The sequence below is a fragment of the Microbulbifer mixtoriginis (SeqCode) genome (assembly GCF_052466695.1).
In genome coordinates this window covers 1483883-1506354 of record NZ_CP174285.1, presented here as the reverse complement: position 1 = coordinate 1506354, position 22472 = coordinate 1483883, and the positions used below count along the sequence as shown (strand labels likewise).

Annotated in this window: 22 protein-coding genes; 17 read left to right on the top strand and 5 right to left on the bottom strand. The window is 43.4% G+C overall.

Translation table 11 applies throughout. The features are described 5' to 3' along the window. Positions 1-13: 13 nt before the first annotated feature. From ACJJI0_RS06565 to ACJJI0_RS06515, 11 genes are all read left to right on the top strand, one after another. A complete protein-coding gene (locus tag ACJJI0_RS06565; protein WP_444885208.1) occupies positions 14-1681 on the top strand; it encodes an amidohydrolase family protein in 1668 nt (555 codons plus the stop codon). A gap of 18 nt (positions 1682-1699) precedes the next feature. Beyond that, a complete protein-coding gene (locus ACJJI0_RS06560) occupies positions 1700-2836 on the top strand; it encodes a dipeptidase (protein ID WP_444885207.1) in 1137 nt (378 codons plus the stop codon). 16 nt (positions 2837-2852) lie between these two features. Beyond that, the gene (locus ACJJI0_RS06555; protein ID WP_444885206.1) at positions 2853-3437 is read left to right on the top strand and encodes a hypothetical protein; all 585 of its coding nucleotides are present in this window, start codon (positions 2853-2855) and stop codon (positions 3435-3437) included. Positions 3438-3949: 512 nt separating this feature from the next. Beyond that, entirely contained in the window at positions 3950-4897 is a 948-nt protein-coding gene (locus ACJJI0_RS06550; RefSeq protein WP_444885205.1) for a ketopantoate reductase family protein, read from the top strand. A 531-nt stretch (positions 4898-5428) separates the two neighbouring features. After that, positions 5429-5923 (top strand): HD domain-containing protein, encoded by a 495-nt coding sequence (locus ACJJI0_RS06545; RefSeq protein ID WP_444885204.1) that lies wholly within the window; start codon positions 5429-5431, stop codon positions 5921-5923. Positions 5924-6411: 488 nt separating this feature from the next. Next, positions 6412-6738 (top strand): hypothetical protein, encoded by a 327-nt coding sequence (locus tag ACJJI0_RS06540; RefSeq protein WP_444885203.1) that lies wholly within the window; start codon positions 6412-6414, stop codon positions 6736-6738. Positions 6739-6990: 252 nt separating this feature from the next. Then, a complete protein-coding gene (locus ACJJI0_RS06535) occupies positions 6991-7200 on the top strand; it encodes a VOC family protein (RefSeq protein WP_444885202.1) in 210 nt (69 codons plus the stop codon). Between the two features lie 248 nt (positions 7201-7448). Beyond that, positions 7449-8609: an acyltransferase family protein gene (locus tag ACJJI0_RS06530; RefSeq protein WP_444885201.1), complete on the top strand. Its 1161-nt coding sequence runs from the start codon at positions 7449-7451 to the stop codon at positions 8607-8609. Between the two features lie 716 nt (positions 8610-9325). After that, complete coding sequence (locus ACJJI0_RS06525) at positions 9326-10684, top strand: serine hydrolase domain-containing protein (protein ID WP_444885200.1); 1359 nt, start codon at positions 9326-9328, stop codon at positions 10682-10684. 413 nt (positions 10685-11097) lie between these two features. Further along, on the top strand, positions 11098-11442 hold the full coding sequence (locus ACJJI0_RS06520) for a VOC family protein (protein WP_444885199.1): 345 nt from the start codon (positions 11098-11100) through the stop codon (positions 11440-11442). Positions 11443-12032: 590 nt separating this feature from the next. Next, positions 12033-12476, top strand: a complete 444-nt coding sequence (locus ACJJI0_RS06515) for a hypothetical protein (RefSeq protein ID WP_444885198.1) — start codon at positions 12033-12035, stop codon at positions 12474-12476. Positions 12477-12637: 161 nt separating this feature from the next. Here the strand turns inward: ACJJI0_RS06515 and ACJJI0_RS06510 are convergent, their stop codons facing one another. Continuing rightward, the gene (locus ACJJI0_RS06510; RefSeq protein WP_252085628.1) at positions 12638-13690 is read right to left on the bottom strand and encodes a DMT family transporter; all 1053 of its coding nucleotides are present in this window, start codon (positions 13688-13690) and stop codon (positions 12638-12640) included. An 854-nt stretch (positions 13691-14544) separates the two neighbouring features. Between ACJJI0_RS06510 and ACJJI0_RS06505 the strand changes: the two genes are divergently transcribed. Together ACJJI0_RS06505 and ACJJI0_RS06500 are read left to right on the top strand one after the other, a co-directional pair. Further along, positions 14545-14727 carry a VOC family protein gene (locus ACJJI0_RS06505; protein ID WP_444885197.1) on the top strand — a complete coding sequence of 61 codons (183 nt, stop codon included), beginning with the start codon at positions 14545-14547 and terminating at the stop codon, positions 14725-14727. Further along, positions 14721-14954 (top strand): hypothetical protein, encoded by a 234-nt coding sequence (locus tag ACJJI0_RS06500; protein ID WP_444885196.1) that lies wholly within the window; start codon positions 14721-14723, stop codon positions 14952-14954. The genes ACJJI0_RS06505 and ACJJI0_RS06500 overlap by 7 nt, the downstream gene beginning before the upstream one ends. A 528-nt stretch (positions 14955-15482) precedes the next feature. Here ACJJI0_RS06500 and ACJJI0_RS06495 read toward each other — a convergent pair. Both ACJJI0_RS06495 and ACJJI0_RS06490 read right to left on the bottom strand, forming a co-directional pair. Further along, positions 15483-15977, bottom strand: a complete 495-nt coding sequence (locus ACJJI0_RS06495) for a DoxX family protein (RefSeq protein WP_444885195.1) — start codon at positions 15975-15977, stop codon at positions 15483-15485. Positions 15978-16909: 932 nt separating this feature from the next. Next, positions 16910-17644: an SDR family oxidoreductase gene (locus ACJJI0_RS06490; RefSeq protein WP_444885194.1), complete on the bottom strand. Its 735-nt coding sequence runs from the start codon at positions 17642-17644 to the stop codon at positions 16910-16912. A gap of 113 nt (positions 17645-17757) precedes the next feature. On the opposite strand from ACJJI0_RS06490, the gene ACJJI0_RS06485 reads away from it, so the two are divergent. Then, a complete protein-coding gene (locus ACJJI0_RS06485; RefSeq protein ID WP_444885193.1) occupies positions 17758-18372 on the top strand; it encodes a TetR/AcrR family transcriptional regulator in 615 nt (204 codons plus the stop codon). 31 nt (positions 18373-18403) lie between these two features. Here the strand turns inward: ACJJI0_RS06485 and ACJJI0_RS06480 are convergent, their stop codons facing one another. Together ACJJI0_RS06480 and ACJJI0_RS06475 are read right to left on the bottom strand one after the other, a co-directional pair. Next, entirely contained in the window at positions 18404-18652 is a 249-nt protein-coding gene (locus tag ACJJI0_RS06480; protein ID WP_444885192.1) for a DUF934 domain-containing protein, read from the bottom strand. 270 nt (positions 18653-18922) lie between these two features. Continuing rightward, positions 18923-19750, bottom strand: coding sequence for a DUF2306 domain-containing protein (locus ACJJI0_RS06475; protein WP_444885191.1), 828 nt, complete (start codon positions 19748-19750; stop codon positions 18923-18925). Positions 19751-19940: 190 nt separating this feature from the next. Between ACJJI0_RS06475 and ACJJI0_RS06470 the strand changes: the two genes are divergently transcribed. The 3 genes from ACJJI0_RS06470 to ACJJI0_RS06460 are packed head-to-tail and all read left to right on the top strand — an operon-like array spanning position 19941 to position 22325. Further along, positions 19941-21212, top strand: coding sequence for a sensor histidine kinase (locus ACJJI0_RS06470; RefSeq protein ID WP_444885190.1), 1272 nt, complete (start codon positions 19941-19943; stop codon positions 21210-21212). Further along, on the top strand, positions 21212-21886 hold the full coding sequence (locus tag ACJJI0_RS06465; RefSeq protein WP_444885189.1) for a response regulator: 675 nt from the start codon (positions 21212-21214) through the stop codon (positions 21884-21886). The genes ACJJI0_RS06470 and ACJJI0_RS06465 overlap by 1 nt, the downstream gene beginning before the upstream one ends. Beyond that, the gene (locus ACJJI0_RS06460; protein WP_444885188.1) at positions 21873-22325 is read left to right on the top strand and encodes a hypothetical protein; all 453 of its coding nucleotides are present in this window, start codon (positions 21873-21875) and stop codon (positions 22323-22325) included. The genes ACJJI0_RS06465 and ACJJI0_RS06460 overlap by 14 nt, the downstream gene beginning before the upstream one ends. Positions 22326-22472 lie beyond the last annotated feature (147 nt).

The following is a 22472-nucleotide window of genomic DNA, read 5'->3' as shown; positions in this document are numbered from 1 at the left end:
TTTAGATAAGTACATGAAAATAAAACAAATTTTTATTCTAGTGGCTCTATACATTGCTACCAACGGCGTTGTTTTCGCAGAGGAAAGTAAGCTAGAGCAAGTCTTGCTCATTAACGCCAATATAGTGGACGTTAAATCACTCAAAATTGATGAAAGACAGTCGATTCTTATTGAAGGCGATAAGATCAAGAGAATTTCTTCAACGAATAAGCTCTCCAAAGTGAGGGGGGCCAGTGTTGTCGATTTAAAAGGGAAGTTTGTGATCCCCGGCCTGATAGATGCGCATGTCCACCATGCAACAGATCCGGATAGCTGGGATAAATTGTCAATCACTACTGAGCGACTTCGATACCTGCTTCGTGGTGGTGTCACTTCTGTGAGAGATATGGGCGGTGATGCGCGAGCCTTGGCCTACTTAAGACGTCAAGCAGAGGTCGACGCCATCGCTTCGCCAGACATCTACTTTTCAGTCATTATTGGTGGGGAATCCTTCTTCTCGGATCCGAGAACCATTGCCTCAGCTAAAGGGCGTACACCAGGCCACACAACATGGATGAGAGCGGTAGATCATAATTCAGATATGGACTCAGTAATGCTCCAGGCCATAGGCGCTGGTGCAACAGGCATCAAGATATATGCAGATGTTGAGGCCGAGACAGTGCCATTGCTTGCAAATGCAGCCAAAAGACATGGTTTAAAAGTCTGGTCGCATGCTTATATTGGCCCCTCCAAACCTTTGGATATTGTCAATGCTGGTGTTGAGACTATTTCACATGCCTCTGATATGTCCGCTCAGTTAGTTGATAACTTCAAGGCGTGGCGCAGGAAAACTGCTGAATTCGATGATTCAACTTGGGAAAAAATGCTGCAAAAAGATAGCTATTTAGATCTTTTTGGCGCGATGAAAGAGAAAGGGACAATATTAGATGCGACGCTTACAGTATTTGAAAGAAGAAATGACTTAAACGAAAAATACAGGCAGCTTGATCAGCTCAGTACACAAATGACACAATTTGCCTATCAAAGCGGCATTACCATTGCCGCTGGCACGGATGCATTTAGTGACCTTGAAAATGACACTACACCGATGATTCATCATGAGCTAAAGCTGCTTGTAGATGAAATCGGCATGACACCACTCGAGGCAATTCAGGCTGCAACTTTAAATGCTGCGAAAGTGATAGGGATAGAAGGTTCTGTCGGTAGTATTGAAGAGGGAAAGAAAGCAAACATGGTTGTGCTTTCAGAAAGTCCCGAAACAAATATTGAAAATAGCCAGGCGATAGCTCATGTAGTAAAGAACGGTCGTTTTATTTTTATTGGTGACGACCCACAGTTGCCTTTCTCTTCTTCACGTGAAATGAATGGAACCATTTGGTTATCCGGGCAAATAGGTAATCATCCTTCAACTTTAACCTTGGCAGGTGAAAGTCTGGAAGCTCAGATGCATCAAACAATGAAGAATATTGGCCAAGTTCTTGAGAGCAAAAACCTGGGCTTTGACGATGTAGTTAAGTGTACTTTGATGCTCGCTGATATTGATGATTGGCCAGCGGCGAACAACGTCTACATCCAGTACTTCAGTGGGAAAAAACCAGCGAGGAGTGCTTTTGCAGCGAACGGCCTGGCACTTGATGCCAAAGCTGAAGTGGAATGTATTGCTTCACGAAGCACTGATTAATTCTGGAGTGGGGATCTTATGAGCGATATAAATAGAAGAGCACTAATTAAATCTCTAGTATCAGGTGGCGTTGGTTCATATTTGGCTATTAACTCGGGTATATTAAATGCTTTTTCTGGGGGTAATGCAGGAAAATCAACGTGGAATTCATACGGTTCATCGATAGTAATTGATGGTCTCAGCGGAGCATTCTCGCTCAGGGAGCCAGTCTCTGAAGAAGCTCTGGGAATATTCAAGAGCTCGGGGATTAGTGCCTTGAATATGACAGTTCCCTATCCAGGTGATGACTATTCGGAGACTTTAAAGAAGGTTGAAAAAGCCAAGTCCATCATCGAGCAGAACTCAAACCACTTGAGCTTAATTCAATCCGCATCAGATATCCTGAAAGCGAAGCAGGAGAGTAAGCTCGGTATCATAATGGGATTCCAATCAACTGAAATGTTTGATGAGTCACTTTCAGGTATTTCAGAATTCGCCAAAATGGGCGTTAAGATAATGCAGGTATCCTATAATGGTCCTTCTATCCTTGGCAGCGGTGGTCTCGTTAAGGAGGATTCAGGGATAACTTCCCTTGGCAAGAAAGCCATAGAAATAATGGAGGCGGAGAAAGTCCTGATCGACCTCTCGCATTCAGGAAAGAAGACAGTTTCCAGTGCTATCCGTCAATCAAAAAGACCGGTTGTGATCTCTCATACTGGCTGCAACGCAATTTACGACCACCCTAGGAATAATGACGATACCGAATTAAAAGCTGCTGCAGACACCGGTGGCTTGGTTGGAGTCTACTTAATGCCATTTTTGGAAGGTGGCGAGCATGAAATAAAGGCCGATGTGGTAATAGAACATATACTGCATGCCTATAAAGTATGCGGTGAAGATCATGTTGCCATAGGTAGTGACCAAGGCGTAGTGCCGGTCAATGATGGTCCTGAGTATCGAGAAAGTATTCGTAAGGAAGTTGAGCGTCGTATTGCGGCTGGAATTTCGGCGCCCGGCGAAACACCAAATCGTCCACCGTTTATTCCGGAATTAAACTCCGAGAGACGGATGGAGCTTATTGCCTATAAGTTAAGCCAAAAAGGAATTCCTGATCGAGTGGTAGAAAAAATAATTGGTAAAAACTGGTTGCGTGTTTTTGCTACCGTATGGAATTAAAGGAAGGTGAGATTCAATGGTTAAATATATAAAGTTTGATGATGTTCTATCTCGACTGGTTGTTTGTGTTACGCTTCTCTTTTCACCTTTGCTTTTTGCTGAAGAGCTTAGCACTTACTCAGAATTTCCAAAAGATTCAAAGACGGAAGTAATTTCTTTTCCTATCGAATTTGCCTCAGATATCACCTTGAATGGTATTGAAGAGCTTGTGTTTCTGCCTGGCATGTATAAACAAGAAAAAGAAGATTTTTTTAGCTATGCTTTTTCTTGGACCCACAAGCCAGAGAAGAATCAAGTTTTTGGAAAGTTAGAAATTCAAGATTTTATAGCCGCCTACTATAGGGGGTTGTACAAAGCTGTCACTGAAGGCAAAGAGTATGAGCCTGCTATTACAATGGAGTGGGTTGATCGCAAGTATACTGGCCAGATAAAGTGGATTGAGCCATTTGTAACTAAAAAAGAACAGACCCTCTACTTTAAAGGGGATCAAGTTAACTGTAAAAAAACGAGTGAGCTTCGGTGGTACTTTATTGTTTCTCCACAGAATTCCTCTCACCCTGTATGGAGAGAACTTCAGTCGATAAAACCCAAAAGCTGCTAGTGATAAAAATCAAATGTTATCAATCCCTATAAAGTATTTTATTTTGGGGGATCATAGAAAGCGCACAGCTTATACTCATCTGATTTTCAGAAATTTTTTTGGTCTTTTAGGTGAATAGGCCCTAAGTGTTTCTCTGCTTTGGGCCAGCTCCGTTCGTCATACGCAATGACTTGGCTGTCTGGGGTAGCAACCTAGTAGGCAATTTATTAGTATCCGGCTATCAGAAAATTCTTTTTTATGTAAAGTATCCCTTATCTTTAAAGAATCTACACTACTACCAGTATTCAAAGGCTGGGGGATGGCTATCTATCTCTTTACGAGAAACACACCTGGTTGGGCTCATAACATGGTTCGTTTGTCCTAACAGCAATAATCGAGTAGATTTTTTTCTCCAGGTCTTAATGCAAAAGCTAAAGTAATAGTTAGGCGTTGATTTCAAAGCCCTTTTGATTGCTATTCTTAGCAAGTCGATATGGTTAAAAGACCATTTGAAGCGCGGGGAAAAGAACGAGATGAATATTATTGTTATGGGCGCAGGAGCCCTCGGAAGCTACTTTGGCGGCCACCTGGCGAGGGCAGGACACAAAGTGCTTTTTATTGCTCGAGGGAGGCAGCTTAAGGCACTTAAAGAGCGTGGTTTAACGGTGCTGCCACTTGAAGAAGAGCCCTTTACTATCCAGGTTGATGCTGCGGAGACTACGACTTCGGTGGGGGGAGTGGATCTAATCCTATTCTGCGTTAAGACCTACGATACCAAAGCAGCCATAAAGCTTATCGCCCGTGCTGTAGGTGAAGACACAAAGGTGCTTACCCTGCAGAATGGTGTCGACTCCTTGGATTCCCTGAACGAAGCCTTTGGGCGAAAAGCTATTCTGGGCGGTATCTCATGGACTAATGTGGCGATCGAAGAGCCTGGAGTTGTGCGGCACAGATATCCCGGCCCACTTGTCTTTGGTGATCCAAATGCAACTGGCTCAAAGCGCACCCAAGTGCTTAAAGATACATTTCTACAAGCTGGGGTTGTCGCTGAGGTCAGTGATGATATCACTCGGGCTATTTGGGAGAAGTTCCTGTTCATCTGTGCGGTGAATGGAATGACAGCACTCACACGATTGCCTGTGGGTACGCTTCTAGCCTGCCATGCCTCTCGCGAGTTATTTGTTGACATTATTTGTGAGGTTTATTCCTTAGCACGGCGAAGTGGAATAGATCTTTCGGAGGATACGGTTGAGCGTACAATTAGGCATATGGAGAAGGAGTTGCCTCCTGGAGTACTCAATAAGACTCTTGGTTCGATGTACTTCGACATAGCATCTGGAAGGCGCCTAGAGCTTGAGTCTCTAAATGGTGCTGTTGTGCAAAGAGGGAAGCAGCTGAAGGTAGCAACACCGGTTAACAGTTTTGTCTACGGGGCATTGAAGCCCTGGGCCAATGGCGAGCCTATGCGCAATGGGGTATAACAAGTTGAGTAAACACCCCGTATATAGCGCTTGATTCAAACGTTTTGCTCCCATTTCCTTGATCAGTGTACAAAAATAAGCCGTTGCTGAGTCGGATTCGGGGTTACTTCATAAAAACACAATCATGGAGTTCTTGGGTTAATGGTTTGGAGTAGTTGATAACTCCCGTTTAACCAGATTCCGCTAATGTGGTCATGTAGTGACCTATCTCGCCCTCCCCATTACAACCATGCCTCAATGGTCTCGCGTATCCGGAATCCCCTGGAGCTACCGGATCAGTGTGATGTCATTATCGAAAACGATTGTTATAGTAATAATATTAGCTGGAGGGGCCTGTGACTGTGTTCCTCACCTAGAAGGTGGCTTCAGAACGGACCATAGGCAGCAGGCAGCAGGCAGCAGGCAGCAGGCAGCAGGCAGCAGGCAGCAGGCAGCAGGTAAATGAAGGGGAGGCATCCCCACTGAGTAAAGGCACGCTCGTAACAACTAGAGGGCTAGGTTCTGAGAACTAGAGAAGAAGCATTTCAACTATTGGACAATCTGGATGCGCCCCAGCATCTCATTAATCACGTTACATTAGTTGGTGAGGCGGCCGATCTCCTGATTAAAAAGTTTATCGAAATGAAAGTGAATTTCGATCCGGACTTTGTCCGTGTTGGTGTAGTGATACATGATATTGGGAAAATTATACATACCAATGAAATGTATGGCCCAGGATCACAGCATGAACCTGAAGGTGAAAGGATATTACTATCAAAAGGTTTTACACCAGCAATCGCTCGATGCTGTCTTTCTCATGCCCGTTGGAGTGATATGGAATGTACGATAGAAGAGCTAGCGATAGCACTCTCAGACAAGTTGTGGAAAGGTAAGCGCGTAGAGGAGCTTGAGCTCCAAATAATAGACCGAATATCACATATCTTAGATGTGGAACGTTGGGATATCTTCTCCGAATTAGATTTATGCTTTGAGAGTATTGCTAGTGAAGGCCTTAAGCGGTTACAGCGGAGTGTCACTAGTGGATAGATTATTCGAGATTCCTCTGAGTAAAATGGTACGTTTTTTCTAATAAAAAGCATTCAAAATTGACGTCACTTTATTAAGAAGCTCCAAGATTATAAATTAACAGCCAATTGATATATCTCTTTCCTTAAATCCTGATATGGTTACTGGGAAAAATGATGCACGTGTTGGCAGAAGCCAGTGATTATCTACTGCTTGATCTGCTTTTGTAGGATGTGGAAACCGAAGCTAACAGATCAAGGGGGTATTGTCGACTTGATTGTTTTGAGTAGTCTTAAGCCTTGATAGCCGAATTACTGTGAACCTTACTCAAGACATAGAAGTTTTTGGGTTTATTTTTGGTTGGGATTTGAACTCATTTTTAATTGGCGCCGTAATCTTTAGATTCGATAGTGAGTTGAAATATAACTTGCATCAGGTTTGAGGGTGAAATGATACTTGTATTAAAGAAAGATTATAAATAAGGTGCTGGGCACCAAGGGAAGATTGTAATGTGCAGCAAAGGAAAGTTGGCTGGTTGGGCGTTATCAATATATGCTTTTCTGTCACTTATAATATATATTTTTGGTTTTGTTGTTTTCTATTTTTTCTTTTTTAGTGAATTTCCTGAGTTGTTATCGTGGGCATTCATAGTTCTTTTAGTGTTATTGATATCTATCAATTCTATTGGTCTGGCAGCAGGTATAAAGTTGATCCAAGAGGATAGAGGGGCATACAAAATAGCTATCCCTTATTCAATATTCTGCTTACTCAATTTCCCTGTCGGTACAGTGGTCGGCTTTTTCTGTCTGTGGGTATATTATGAGAAGGACGGTTAAGTCATGGTGGGTAGATATTTCGTAACCAGCCTCTCTGTGGTGAAGAGTCTATGTATTCTTATGTTGAGAGCTTAATATTGTTGGCCACATTTATGGAGTCATGATATGAAGATGAACTATGTGGTTCTCGGTAGTAATGATCTGGAGGCATCAATAAGGTTTTACAATTCAATTTTTGAAGATACGGGATTTGAATAACTATTCTCTAATGAAAGGATGATTTTTTGGCGGTACAAAGAGTTTACATTTTCGGTGGCAGAGCCCTTTGATGGGGAAGAAGCTACGAATGGAGATGGAACAATGATTGGATTTAATACTGAATCAAAGAAAAAGGTGATAAGACTATATGATAAATCGTTTGAATTGGGTGGCATTTGTGCGGGTAAACCAGCTCAGCGGGGCTTGAAATTTGCCGCATATGTAAGAGATTTAGATGGGAACAAAATATGTTTTTTTGAATAGGATATTTCAATGAGGTGGGTGATTTTTAACTTTAGGTTGTCTGCTTTTGGTGTAATAGTTTATAGAGTTATAACTATCAATTGATAGAGTTTGATAGGAAGCGTCTTAAAAAGAAGAGTAATGCACAGTGGCCTGATGGCAGCTTTTGTTAAAGCTTAAGTCTACTTAAATTGTTTTGTATTGCCACCAAAAGGGAATGTAGGCAAGTTCTATGCTATTGAAATTTAGAATGTCATGGAAAGAGCTGTATGAATAACTTCAGGGTTTCCGAGCTGGATTGGTTGAGAGTCATATTGATTTTGGCGGTATTCCTACACCATGCATTAATGCCATTTAATGGGGATGAATGGCATATCATGAATGCGGAGTCTAGCAAGCTGCTCGATGATGTTATGGTATATTTTGAGCAATTCAGGCTGCCAACACTATTTTTTATTGCTGGTGTAGGAAGTGTATTGCTGCTCCGTAAAGTCTATCCATCTCAGTTTTTACGAGATAAATTTTTTAGATTGTTTATTCCTTTGCTTGTAGGGGTGTTACTTGTTGTGCCGCCTCAGAATTATATTGAGGATATTGATCAATATGGTTCATTTTTGCAGGCCTTCCCTCAGCTTACACTTAAGTTTGATTCAAACCATCTATGGTTTATTGAATACTTGGTCTTCTTTTCATTGCTTGCAGTACCGTTTTATTTTTTTCTAAGGTCACAATGGTCAAGTTCATTTAAAGGATTTGTAGAGTGGTTGTCAGATACATCAAGTGGTCTATTTGGATTAGTTTTGGTATTGATTGTAATCAGAGTGGGGCTGAAATTATATTTTCCTGATAATGGTCATGGCATAGGCAATCTGTCTTCTACTTTGTTTTATCTTTATTTCTTTTTTGTCGGTATGTTTTTCATACAATCCCGGAAGATTTGGGCATCATTAAAGAAGTATCGGAAGGTAAACTTTGTGTGGTTACTGGTCAGCTCATTAATTTTTTATGCTTGTTACTATTCTCCGGACTTAAGCGAGTATTTGTCGTTGCAAGCTCGTTGGTCAATTTGGTGGTTTGTAGGTTGTTTAGTCGCCTGGTCAGCGTTATTGACCCTGTTAGGTTATGCTCAACACCACCTAGCAAGCACCCCTAAATGGCTAAAATTCAGTAATGAATTGATATATCCATTTTACATTTTTCACCAAACAGTCATCGTTGTGCTTGGTTACTTTGTAATTAGCTTGTCAATGTCTTTGACGTATAAAGCTATGGTGCTAGCTGTTGGTTCTTTTTTGATAACTACAGCTATATGCTTGTTAGTTGTATATCCATTCAATGTAACACGTAGACTCTTTGGGCTTAAGTCTAGAAGGAGTAACGTAATTGATAATATTGCTTGTAATAAAACAATTCACGGGACTGTCAGGTAATCGTAGTGTAAGTATGAGAATTGCAGTTTCTAACTGATAAGGCATGGTTGTTATAAAGAGTAGATGGAGTACCGTGATGAGCTTTTCTAACTTTATTAGGCGAGTGGTCACATAATAATTTATAGGGCTACTTTGTTTGAGGGCTCCTGTCTCTAGTCAGCAACCTTTAGCACCTGATATTGCAGGTGAGACGTATGTTTTAATTTTTTGGATGTCACTGGTTCTGAGAGTTAGTATTAAAATCTTAACTTCCCACTGATGACAAAGCTTTAAGTGGGCTCTGCGATGAGGGGGCTTACTGGAGGAGCGTGGTGGTCCCTTAGACGGTAGATTACTTAAATGGAAAAGAGTAGCAAAGAAACTCTTGCAAGTTTAATTGGACTACGGAGCTTACCTGGCCATGAATGGTAATCCCCACTACAGCAGAACAGCTCAATATATCTGGTACAAAAATCTAACCTAGAAGATGGCAAGTAAGACCATAGTATCAATTTTACTTCAGAATAAACCTGGACTACTCAACGTCTCACCCTATCATATATTGATTCGGAAAATTTCTCTTCTTAAGTTGATAGTTTTGATTAAGTAAACTGTAAAGATAGCAGTTACTTAAAGTAAAAATTGGAATAATTTTTTAATAAAAATTAAAATCAATGTTATATTCGATTTTTGAGAAGCTTCTTTGTACAAATTTTTTACAAAAGGATAGGGGTAAAATGAAAAGATTAATACTTGGCATATTTCTGCTGATGTTGAATTTAAATGTGTCTTTTGCTGATGTGATAGAGGATAGGCAGAGGCGTTACAAAGAAATTTTGGTGGAAAACGTTAAAATAGGTGAGCCTGGTGTCGCCGTTATTGTCAGTAAAAAAGGAAAGGTGATTTTCCGGGGGGCTCATGGCCTCGCAAATCTAGAGCACAATATACCTTTGACAGCTAATAGTGTATTTCGCTTGGGTTCTATCACTAAACAGTTTACTGCAGCGGCAATAATGATGTTGCAGGAGCAAGGTAAGCTTTCATTAACGGATAATATTCATAAATATGCACCTGATTTTCCAACTGAAGGGAGTGATGTAACCATTGAGCATCTTTTAACTCACACTTCTGGTATTGCTAATTACACTGAAGATGAGGAGATTTTTTCTAAAGAAATACAGTTGCCGACAACTATTGACGATATGCTAATTCGATTTGCCGAGCACCCGATGAAATTTAAACCAGGCGAGCAGATGCGTTATTCGAATACGGGTTATGTTCTTTTGGGGAAAATTATTGAGGTTGCTAGTGGGCAATCATATGCTGATTTTATCGATGAAAATATTTTTAAGAAAGTCGGCATGAAATCTAGCTACTATGGTGGTTCCAAAGTTATCCCAAATAGGGCTAATGGTTATGATACATCACCTGATGGCGTAGTTAATGCTATGTATATCGATATGATGTGGCCTCATGCTGCTGGAGCACTTTTATCTACTGTGACAGATCTGGATATATGGTTCAAAGCTTTACGAGACGGCGAGGTACTCTCCAAAGAAAGTTATCAGAAAATGATAGAACCGTTCAAGTTGAATGATGATTCTATGTCAAATTATGGCTATGGGTTGGGCATCGGAAAACTTAATGAATATGACATGGTAGCACACAGTGGTGGTATACCAGGTTTTGCTACTGATGCATTTTATATTCCATCTGAAGATTTGTACATTGCCGTCTTAAGTAATCTAAGTAACCGCAACCCAAGTTTAATTAGTAAGTTATTAGCAGCTGAAGTTCTTGATATACCTGTACCGAAGTTTAAATCAGTCGAATTAGATGAAAGTAAAGTTAAAGGGCTTCTGGGTAGCTATAAGATTGATGAAAATTCCGTTAGGACATTATCTTTGGAAGGTGGAATTTTTTATTCTCAACGAAGTGGTGGTCCAAAATACGAAATCATTCCAATGTCTGAGAATAGTTTCTATTTCGAGAACACTTTGACCTATATGGTTATTGAGCAGGATAAAAATGGTAAGCAGGTCATGAGTTTCTATAATGATCTCGCCGTAAAGCCTCAGCAGGCAGTCAAGCTGTAGAAATATTTTACCCCCTCCTAAAAGGAGGATGGAGAGGGGGTAAATAGTCGTCAACACGTATAAGGATAATATGAAAGTTGACTTGATCTTTCTTTATCGTATTCATTTGCAATCAAATATGGGAAAACTACTTATGGATAACACTCTCACTGCTACGATAGGTATATTCTTAATGCCTATTCTAATAACAGGAGGGTTAATGCCAGAAACTCATGAAGATTCCTGTAGTTTTGTTTCGCACAGTAGAATTAAAGTAGAAGGCTCGACAGAAGTCGCTTGGGCAATCAACTGAAATGACTTGGATAAATTAAAAGAAATGTCGGAATCACCCTGTAAAAAAATCAAAGAGTAATATCATCATATTCAGTAACCATATCTGAAGAATTTTTAATTAAATTTACCAATTGAGAATTATGAAAATACACTATTTAGAAATTGTTACTCTAGACGTAGATAAAGTATGTGCAGCATGCGAAACTGCTCATAATGTCCGATTTGATGATGCCGATGAACTTCTCGGTGGAGCTCGAACATGTAGCTTAAAAGATGGCAGTATCGTCGGTGTGCGTCGACCTTTACGAGAGTCGGAAGAACCCGTAGTCCGCCCATATTGGCTTGTTGAGGACATAGAAAAAGCCATAAGCCTTGTTAAAGCTCAAGGGGCAAAGATTGCGGTTCCACCATTAGAGATACCTGGTAAAGGGGTATTCGCTATTTATATCAATGGCGCTGTTGATCATGGCTTTTGGCAAGTTTGACAAGGGTAATTTTATTGCGATGATTGAAGCTAGGTTCATTCTCTACAAGCCCTACAATCGATCAATTTTTGATTACCATATAAATCATCTTTGTGGTAGTTGAGAAGGAATTTAGGGGACGTGGATTCTCCCTCTAACAATTAGTTTAAATCTTATCTTAACACAATAATCTATATGTAAGTATTCCGCTAGAGAATGATTTAAGTATCTCTGGCTCAGCTGGCTCCAGATTTAAGCATGTGATCAAAGCATTGGGTCGACGGTTCGGTACTTAATCTAATTATGAAGCCTGGTCTGAGTAGAATAATTTTTACAAAATCGCCATATATCCCTGCTTAGACAAGTAATACAGTTAAATACGCATTTTGGATACATGTAAACTTTAATAAGGAAGCCTTTAACTACAGTTTAATCTGGCAAATTTGGGGTGACTAAAAGACCTTGGTTTCAAATGATTCTCGTTTATATGTTATGATGGATTTAGATTTTAGGCTTAAATTTGCGCCAGTTTATGGGTTTTACGTTTTACGTTGGGCTTTTCATTGTTCTGAGTATTTTTCATTAAAACATTATATTTTAAGGCTAAATCTATGTCGAAAATTAAAATGGAGTGGAAGGTTATTTTAGTCTCCGCTTTCGCTGGGGCTTTCTTAACGGGTGTATCTCAATATTTACTTTTAAATGCTTCATATGATAATGATATAAAAAAGGCAAAATTATTGGTAAGGCAAGAGCTCCTTATGAAAGAGCTAGAAGAGCGTAAAAAAGCATATAAAGGTATAAGGAAAGCTGTCCTGGAGTTTCATAACGCCAGGTCTGAAAGAGATATGCTGGTTGCTGGAGTTAAAATAAATGCTCTTAAGCCATATTTTGAAAGGGTATATAGAACTCAAGCAAGTGTTGAAGCTTGGCGGGAAAAAATGATGGAAAAAATTAAAAATAAGGATAAAGAAGCCTCTGACGATTTTTTTGAAGAGATGGAGGCGGCTTTTCATGCAGATTTAAAAAGAATTGAAAGTCAAATACTTGAATAACCTTTAATTAGCACATCTGTCAATTAAATTCCCTATGCTTCTGAACCCTGATTTTGAAGAAGTAAGCTAATGATCTAGCTTAAGGTGTTATTTTAATGATAGATTTAACTTAAACCTGTAACTCTAAATTAAATGTAAAATGTGATTAGTAAAATACTGATTTATACCCCCTTAAATGAGCATGGCTTTTCATACTTCATTTCGACGGCTTTTTGTTCACGATATTGACCGAGTAGTGAGATTCCTATTCCGGCCATGATAATAATTCCTCCAATAATTTGAGCAAAGTTTGGAATCTCTTGAAGGATAACGAAGGCGAAGAAAGTGCCTGCTACGGGGGTGATGGCGGTAGCGATAGAGATGTCGGCAGAGCTGGCCCCTCCTTGGAGCCCTTTAAACCAGGTGATCTGCCCAAAAACAATAATGACCGCTCCATATACAAGCATCCACACCCAGAGGAATGGGGAAAGGAGGTCGTTAAAGTGGTTGGCTCCAAATACAGAGAGGACAATGACCGAGAAGAGGATCACACCCGCAAGCATGCGGAAAACTGAAAAGACGCCAATAGGGACGCGATCAAGCAGTTTCCGACTGACCTGAACGGCAATGACGCCTAAGAGTGTTGCTACAGCGGTTAAAATTTCTCCAGCTTTGGGGAGGGTTTCTAGGAATTGGTTCATTGCTGGATTTCCAAGATTCAGCATTTTCATGCTCATTGGATCTTCCATCGGAGGTTGATGTAGCACAAAAATTGCAATAACACCAACCGTTACCACAAGGGCACCCACTATTGAGAACCCTGTTGGTTTCTCCCGGAACATTAAAAAAGCAAATAAGAGTCCTAAGGGAGCATCTAAAGTTGCGATTAAAACGACATTAGTCACCTCTGTGATCATTAGAGCAATAAAAAAGAAAGCTGGGGCAAGAACACCAGACATCAAGATGAGCACAAACATGTAAAACCAGTCCTTGAAAGGGTACTGTTTTAAGATGCTGAGGCGCCAATCTTTCCTATAGATTATCAAAAGGGTGATACCCGCCAAGAGATTTCCTGCGAACAAGAGATTGCAAAAAGAGATGGGATTGTTTCCATTAATGAGATGATGGGCACCGAGCTCCCCGATTTTCGCAACAACAGAGTTGGAAGCAGCAAAGATAAGAATCGAAATCCATAGCCAAAATCGGGTACTTTTTACGGTATGCTGATTTTCCATTTTGAATCCCCTGAGTGCTATGGCAGGCTTAAGCGGATTTACCTCGCCCTTTGCCAACTACGACTTATCTGATAGTGAAGGTGGGCCATTCTAATCTGGATTAGTTTAGACTAAATCTCATAATCGGCTGCCTAAAAGCAGTTAAAATTAATCTATATATCCACGTCAGAGTGATTTTTCTGGTCAATGTTTGAGGCAATGTTACACACTTTCTACCTGCGCTCAGTAAAATATTCGAATTTAGTTCGGAAAATATGATCGTGAAATCTGATTAAGCGGATGGATTTTATAGGCGTAATTTCATCTCTTATGCTGCATCGTCAAACAGTCCAGAGATGGATATTTTCTACGAGCCGAAAGTTTTGTGACGCCAATGGATGAAACTGGATGTTCGACTGCCTAAGGTGGTAGATCTCTTCTCGGTGGATAGGGTGAGGCCTAGGGCTTGGAAGTTCATAACTACTTGATCGTTTTTCACTTCCTGCACTGTGACTGAGACACTGTAAATAATTCTTAGTTTTGGACGGTTGAGCGCTAATGGTTAATCGGCTCGTTTTCTGCTGACACTCAAGATCAAGGTAAGTATTCTGAGCTGGGGAAGCTTGGTAATAAGTGGTGCCTGTAGTTTCAGTTTGGTGAACATAAGGGTAGAGAGTCTCGACTTGTTAAAGGTGGGTGTTAGGTCCCAGTGATTAGGGATTTTTTCCAGAGTAATGAATATATTTTACTCTTTTATCTCGAACTAACTTGGTTAGCTGTTCTTTATGCTTCGTTTAACTTTCTTCTTCAGTCAATAGTCTTGGTAGTTTATACTTTTCTGGTGGGTAGCCAATGGTTGCTTCGACTGTATCTTTGTGAAAGGAGTGCTAGATATCAAGCCGTTTCATCTATCGTTCGTTGTTCCAGACCTAGAAAAGGCAAGGGAGTTCTACGTAAATCTACTTGGCTGTACTGTAGGCCGAGATACAGGGGAATGGATTGATGTAATATTCTATGGCATCAGATTACTATACATCAAGAAAAGGATGGAATGGTAGCCAAGCCTATAGATCACTTTGGCCCATTACTTGAAAAAAAACAGTGGAGTGAAGTATTAGCTTTACTCAAAGACAGTTCGATTCCATTTGTACTGGAACCACTAGTGAGAGGCGAGGACTCTGAAAATGAAGCTGGTAAATTTGTAGTTAAAGATCCGGCGGGCAATTTACTTGAGTTTAAGTACTACAATAATTTTTCAGGCACTATAGCTGGTAATGATAAATAAAAAAGACAGATAGTAGCTATAGCTGTATATTACTTAGCAAGTTAGTTCGACAATCCAAGCTTGATGCATCTTGCAGTCTAATCAAGTTCAACCTATTTATCTATACTGAAAATCAATTCGGGGTGTTTCCCGACCGGGAAGCATTGTGAGCGATGCCTGGTGCCTGGCGGCGGAGTAGGTGATGGGCTTTTAATGGGGAAGGTGGGCAATAGGCTTTTAAAGCTTGGGGTCTCTTCAATTTATTCAGGGTGCTCGAATTTCATATTAAAGGATGTAAATTTGGCTGGCTGATTTTCAACTTTTCTAAGTATTCTTTTTAACTGTTAGTCTAGATGAATTGTACTTCTGTTTTGTAGGTGTCTAGGTGTCTAGGTGTCTAGGTGTCTAGGTGTCTAGGTGTCTAGGTGTCTAGGTGTCTAGGTGTCTAGGTGTCTAGGTGTCTAGGTGTATATGTTTTCAATAGGGTTGCCAAAATCGGATTAAGATTGAAGAAATAACTGTACTAACTATGACAGCAGTCCAACTTCTTTAATTGTGGTTATTAATGCCTAGCTTATCAGCGATTAGGTAATCTAAGCTAAATCGACCAGGACCTGTAGTTATTAACCATACAAATAAAATAATATATAAAACTTGTGGTAGGTAAATAAACCAGCTTAGCCAATCCAATGGCCCTAGGCCTTTGGGGATGACATGCTCAATTTCAACAGTGGTGATAGCAACAATCATTACGATAATTAGTATAATTGCAACAATTGTAGAAAAAAGCCCTGCTATTAATAGTAAGCCACCAAAAAATTCTACAGAAGCTAAAAATATAGCCATAAGTTCATGAAAGGGCACTCCTATTTCTTTCATTAAATTTATCAAGTCTGCATGCCTCTCAGGAATAAATAGCTTGTTATACCCAGATACTGAGAAGAATATCCCCAATGACACACGTGCTACCAAGATAGGTATCCATTCCCAGCTATGAGCACCAACAAGTAATTTCTTCGTCAGTGGAGAATCTTGTGTAAACATAAGCGCCTTCTTATATGGCTGTATTCTATCTGTCAGTTTTAATTTCAAATGCTTCGTATGTTTTTAAAGTCTTCCTTACAGTCGGTACCAAATATTGGAATATTTTTATTCTCACCTTTCTTATTCGCACCTATAGGTGCATACATTTAAACGATATTTTTTTATTGGGGCTTTTTGAGAAAAAGTAACCAGCTCAGTCATTAATATTGTGCCAACAATAAATTATTTTATTAAGGTGCTAAGCGCAGCTAAAATAGCTGACGCAGACGCAAATTGCCTTACTCCTTATACATCGATTCAGCGTGATTGCGCATATCCTAAATGCAAGCAATTTATCTTGACTGTGTACTCACTGTCGGGCACGAAAGCTAGAGAGATATTAAAAAACACGACAGGCGTGGTACAATTCGCTATGCCTCCACCATCTTAGCCTATTCAAACGACAGGGCAAATCAAATCGACGATTGACCTTTGCTGCGCCATATGACGTGTTTGTGATTAGGAAGCCCGCAGTATTCCTCGCCCAATAGAAGCTTTAGAGCTATTTCTGATCCTCACCGGTCCCACTTATGGTTTAACGCTGGAGGTGGATCACAACGTCTTTCAGTCCTTTTATAAGCATGGTGAATTTAAATTCTGGATCTAAACAGAGATAAATTTGGAAGGTATGACGTAATCTGCTTATTTAGAAAAATTTTATGTACGTCTTGGTTTCGGATAATCAGTGCGATTGGAAAGTGAAAACAGTGAAAGGAAGTAGCTGCGGCTGTCCGATCAATATTGGTACTGTAGTTAGAGTTGTCATCCACTCTGATAGAATCGTTTAGAAATTAGCATGCCGAAGCCCGCGATGTTTTAATAATAACAGGCGCTAGTCATTAGAACGTCGCGGGCTATTCAGCCATCAATGTTTAGCTAATTTTGCTTAACAATTATTCACTTAGATCTGCAGTTACAATCGCATCTGAGAATCCTTGATAGGCTGCCTCAAACATTTTAGCCATAGGGTCAGGGAATAGGTGAAAGTTCCCGCTTGCAAGGGATTCAACAATACCTTTGGCTACAGTATCGGGAGCTTCTCCCTCTTCCAATCCTGCCTGTCTGCCCATATCGGTTTCTATTGGGCCTGGATGCACGCTTAGTACTTGTACTCCACGCTCTCCAAGTGTTTCTCGAAGGGCTTGAGTTATTGCGTAGCTTGCGGCCTTGGAGGCGGAATAGGTGCTCACCTGAGCGAAGGCACGCAGGGATACGACAGAATTCAATTGGACCAGTGCGCCGCGGTTCTTTTCCAGTTGAGGTGCAAAAGCTTTGGCAATCCTTATTAGCCCGAAGAGGTTTACATTCAACTCGTGCTCCAGAGACTCTTCAACTTGCTCCCCGAGGGGTTCCGTAGGAGCTAGTACCCCGGCATTGTTGACAAGGATATCCAAGTCCTGGATTTCTTTTGCTTGTGCTTTTATTCCTTTGCTATCCGTAATATCCAGTTGCATGGGGACTACCTTAGCTCCGTACTTCCTAGTGAGTTCTGCGGTGGTCTCGGGGTTTCGCACCGCCAGATAGACTTTTTTTGCTCCCTGCTCAATAAAGGTTTCCACAATGGATTTGCCAATGCCGCGATTTGCTCCGGTGACCAGTGCAACTTTGCCTTGAACGGAAATGCCCATCCTGATTCTCCTCTGAGTGGTTACTAGCTTTAAATTGTACCGATCGGTACGATTTGAATTGAAGTGTACTGATCGGTACAATATTGTCAAATGGTTTTTGAAGAGACTTCACAATGGCGGGGCGTAAACTTGAGTTTGATAAGCCGAGTGCTCTGGATGCTGCGATGCGAGTGTTCTGGAAGAAGGGATATGTGGGAACATCTTTAGCGGATTTAACCGGGGCTATGGGGATCAATAAGCCCAGTCTTTATTCTGCTTTTGGAAATAAAGAAGCACTATTTGTGCGGGCTTTACATCAATATTTAGAAAAACATGCCAAAGATCGCTTGGCTTATTTAAATGACGATAATCTGAAACTGACTCAGCGGATCTCTGGTTTCCTACTTGCATCCGTCAGAGGGCAGTTGGCAGATGAGACGCCAAAAGGCTGCTATTTAGCCCAGGGCCTTTCGGAGACCGCTGGAGAAGGGCTTCCCGAGGCTGCAATACAAGCCTTAAAAGCGGCTGATGAGGAGAATATGCGTTTGCTAGTACGTTTCTTTCAGAGTGATGCTGAGTCCCAACGCTTTGGGTTAGATCGGCAGGCGGAAAAGGTGGCTTTATACCTGGTGACTCTGCTTCACGGCACTGCATCTCTGTCCCGGTCGGGCAGGAGCAAGACTGAGTTGGAGGGGGTTCTGGAATTTGCGTTGCGGGGCCTGGGAATCAATGAGGATGAGGAGGGGTGATAAGCCCCACTCAGGATGGCAGGGGCATATCTCATAAAATATTGCCTAAGCAGCGTCTACGAAACATTGGCAGGGATTGATCTGTTCCTGTTTGGTAGCTGCTACTGAAATCACTTAAGGAGTCTTTTAAGCTGGCAAGTAGCAGCTTACCCTCAATAGCATAGGCGCTAAAGCCGCAGCGCTGAAGATAGGTAAGCTGATCCCCCATAAAATCACCTACGGCTCGCAATTCGCCTCTAAAGCCAAACCGCTCGCCAGCACAAAAATCTAGGTTATACATCCCGTTCCCGAATAGGAAAAGCTAGAAGTTAGGCTCAGAGCTTTGGGAGTCGCCCCAATCTGATATATGTACTTCACCTTAAAGTGTCAACATCGATTTAATTAGCTGGCTTTTAGTGTTTTGTTTACTCTCTTCTTCAGTCAACAGTCCAGAAGGCTTGTAAATTTGTCTAGTGAGTGCCCAAATTTGTTGCGGCACTTGAATTCAGGAATCGTGAACCTTTACAGCCAAATCCGCGCAAAAAGTCCACGATCATCAGCCCGATTAACCTTAGATCCGTGGCAACCACATGCCCATCGTAGCGGCAAAAATTCCAATGGCCATAAACACAGTCAGAGGTACCAGGGCACTGACAAAAGCAATCTGGGTACCTTGTGCGGTTCCACGCTTTTGACAGTGAAAATACCATTCCAGCATGGCCAGTGGGAGCAGGTATTGGCCGAAACCCAGTGCATACAGGAATGGCCCGGTAAAAGATTCCCAGTCGACCCCCCAGCCGCCGGTGAGCATTGCCCAGCCCATCAAGGCTACACGAAAGAACCACACCGCACTGGCAGCCATAAATAGGCGTAAGGCCCAGCGACGGTGCTCAGCAAAGCGTCTGGCCATCGCGGTACGCACCGCCAGAAAGGCAAACACCAAAATTAGTATGCCGTCCATGGTGATACTGATCTGTGATACCAGATTACCAATAGTGTGCCGCGTCCAGGTCATGTAGAGCCCCGCAACACTGGCGATGACGGCAGTCAGCAGATAGCTGCGTCCCAACCAGCGATGGAAGTTGGGGGCATGCCGTCGCACCGAAGGGATCAGCTGCAGGGGCCCACCGCCGATTACAATTGCGGCCAATAGCACGTGGCTCACCGAAGCCAGGTTGCCCCATGTATCTCCCTCGCGGAAGCCTGCCGGAAGGTGCAGTCCTTTCAAGCCATGCACCCCCGATTCAGCAATGGGTGGGTAGAAGACGGCCAGGATATAGGCAAAGAAGATCGCATGGCCGATGGCCGCGATGCAGAACCAGGTTTTTACCGACAGGTAAACGGCCCGCCGGGTGTCGAATGATCGCGGCAGTGTTTGGCTGAGTACAGCGTCGTTCATGGGGTTTCTCCAGGCGTTTATGGTGCGTGCTTGGGCTGAATGTGCCTGCCGAGCATGTTCGGTTTTTTCAGGCACACGCACATCGGCCACAGGCAGGAATCTGACCTCCCCCAAAAGGTGGAGATGCGACTGCTCCCGCCTCCCTCGAAAGCCCCATGACAGCTGGTTGCGCCTGGTTTAGCATGCGGAAATGAAATCCTCGTCCCTAAATACACCTGCGCCGAATCCGCTCAACACCAGCTCGGAACTACCCAAGCTTCCGGTGTGGCAGCCCTTCCGCGGGCCATTCGAACGCTGGCCGCACCTGACTGATCTGCTCATCGCCTTGCTCATGTTTTTGCTGACGCTACTGATGTGGTCGCGCGACGAGGCGCGGGAAGTGCTGGCCATGCAAAATCTGGGGGATGTTATTGCTTTCCAGTGTGCGTTCATTGGCTCCTTCGCTCTGTTGTGGCGTCGCACACACCCCTGGCAGGTACAGGCCGTTATTCTCGGCGCAACAATATTGCTGGAACTGGGTTTACCGGCGGATGGCATCGTTGCCATGGCGGTTTCGCTGTATAGCCTTGGCCGCTACGAGGCCAATACCCGAGCCAGCTTTATCGGAGTCATCGCAACGCTGGTTTTTGTGGCGTTTGATCAGGGGATTCCGGTTCAGCCAACTGCGGCAGGCACGGTAACGGTGATGCTGGTATGGGCGTTGTGGTATATCGGTCGCCGGCTGCGTTTTCGCGGCGAATATCTGCGCTTGTTGGAAGAGAGGGCCAAGTATTTGGAGCGCGAACGCAATGCCGAATCCGAGCGTGCGGTAGCGGCCGAGCGCTCCCGAATCGCCCGCGAGATGCATGATGTGGTGGCACATCAGGTGAGCCTTATGACCGTGCAAGCCGGTGCCGCCAGGGCCATCAGCCGCAATAACCCGCAAGCCGCCAGTGAGGCCATGGCTTCGGTGGAGGCTGCTGGCCGTCAGGCCATGACAGAAATGCGCCATTTACTTGGCGTACTGCGCCCGGCCAATAGCGACACCGCGCTCACGCCGCAACCGGGTCTCAATGATTTACCAGCTCTGATTGAAAAGGTCCGGCAGGTGTTAAGCGAGGTCGACTACGAAACCCACGGCGTGCTGGAGAATGTACCGACCAGCGTCGGTCTCACCGCCTATCGTATCGTTCAGGAATCTCTCACTAATGTCATCAAGCACGTTGGAGCCGCTGCGCGGGTTCAAGTGAGCCTGCGCGTAGACCATGAGACTCTAGTGATTCGTGTAGCCGATGATGGCAACACCACTGGCGACCGGCCCATGGTGGAAACAACTATTGACGAGCAGCCTGGCGGTGGGCACGGCATTGCAGGCATGCGCGAGCGCGCGGAATTGCTCGGCGGCCATCTGTATGCGGGCGCGGTCGATGGTGGTGGTTTTGAGGTATATGCACAACTACCCACAGGAATGGTGAAAACATAATGTTGCGAGTGATGGTGGTGGATGACCAGGCTTTGGTACGGTGTGGTTTTGCGCTGATCCTGAACAATGAGCCCGATATTGAGGTGGTCGCCGAGGCGGGTACCGGCATTGAGGCAGTTGAAGCCGCACGAGCGCATCAGCCGGATATCATCCTGATGGATATCCGCATGCCGGAGATGGACGGGCTGGAAGCCACGGCGCGCATCCTGGAAGCTAGTGATGCAACTTGCCGTGTCATTATTTTGACTACGTTCGATCCCGATGAATACGTGTTTCGTGCGTTGAGGGCAGGGGCCAGTGGCTTTGTGCTCAAGGATATTCCCCCGGAGGCACTGGTGCAGGCAGTACGCACCGTAGCAGAGGGCGGTGCCATGCTTGCACCGGGCATCACTCAACGCCTGATCAGCCAATTCGCACAGAAATTGGGGGCAGGGCGCAACCTGTCAGAACGCCTGGAGCGCCTCACTACTCGGGAGCGCGAAGTACTTGAGGCCATCGCCGCCGGCAAGAGCAATGCCGAAATTGCCGAAGTCCTGTTTATCGGCCCCGCCACCGTGAAAACCCACGTTTCAAGCTTGCTCTCCAAACTGGGGCTACGCGATCGTGCTCAGGCGGTAGTGTTCGCTTACGAATGTGGTTTGGCCACAGTAGGGGAGCGCGATGTCGGTTTCTAGATCAACACGTGTTTTGCAACGCAATGCACTGTATCGGCTTGCCGCCATCGGCGCAGTAATTTTGGGTCTGTTCCTCACCCTCGGAGCTCAAGGTCACTTTACTGCCGTTTGGCCACTGGTAACCAGCGACGGAATGGGTTTATCCCGTCGCTTGCTGTTGATGTTGCCCGGCGTGATACTCGCTGGAACCGCGGTGTTGAACTTCCTGCTCTGCAAACCACTCTGGCAAGAACGTGGTTACGTCCTTAACGTTACGCTTGCGGGTAATCTACTTACTATGAGCTACTTGCTCTACCTGTTGTTACGCGGCGTACCCAATCACCCTATTGGCGTTTTCCTCGCATTGGAGATGTCTTTTGTATTGCTGCTCGTAGTAACAAGGGCGGGGCTGGTCTGGTCTGCGGTAGCAGAAGCGCCGGTTGAGAAGGGCATGCAGTAATGTATACGCTCGGGGATTGCACTAGCTACCCGGCACCTTAAACCTCAAGCTTGTTATTAACTTGCTAGCTTCTTTCTGAAGTCAGACAAATCGATTTCTCTTTGTACTTTTGAAGCCCTGACAGGGTCGTTTTTGGAAAACAACTTC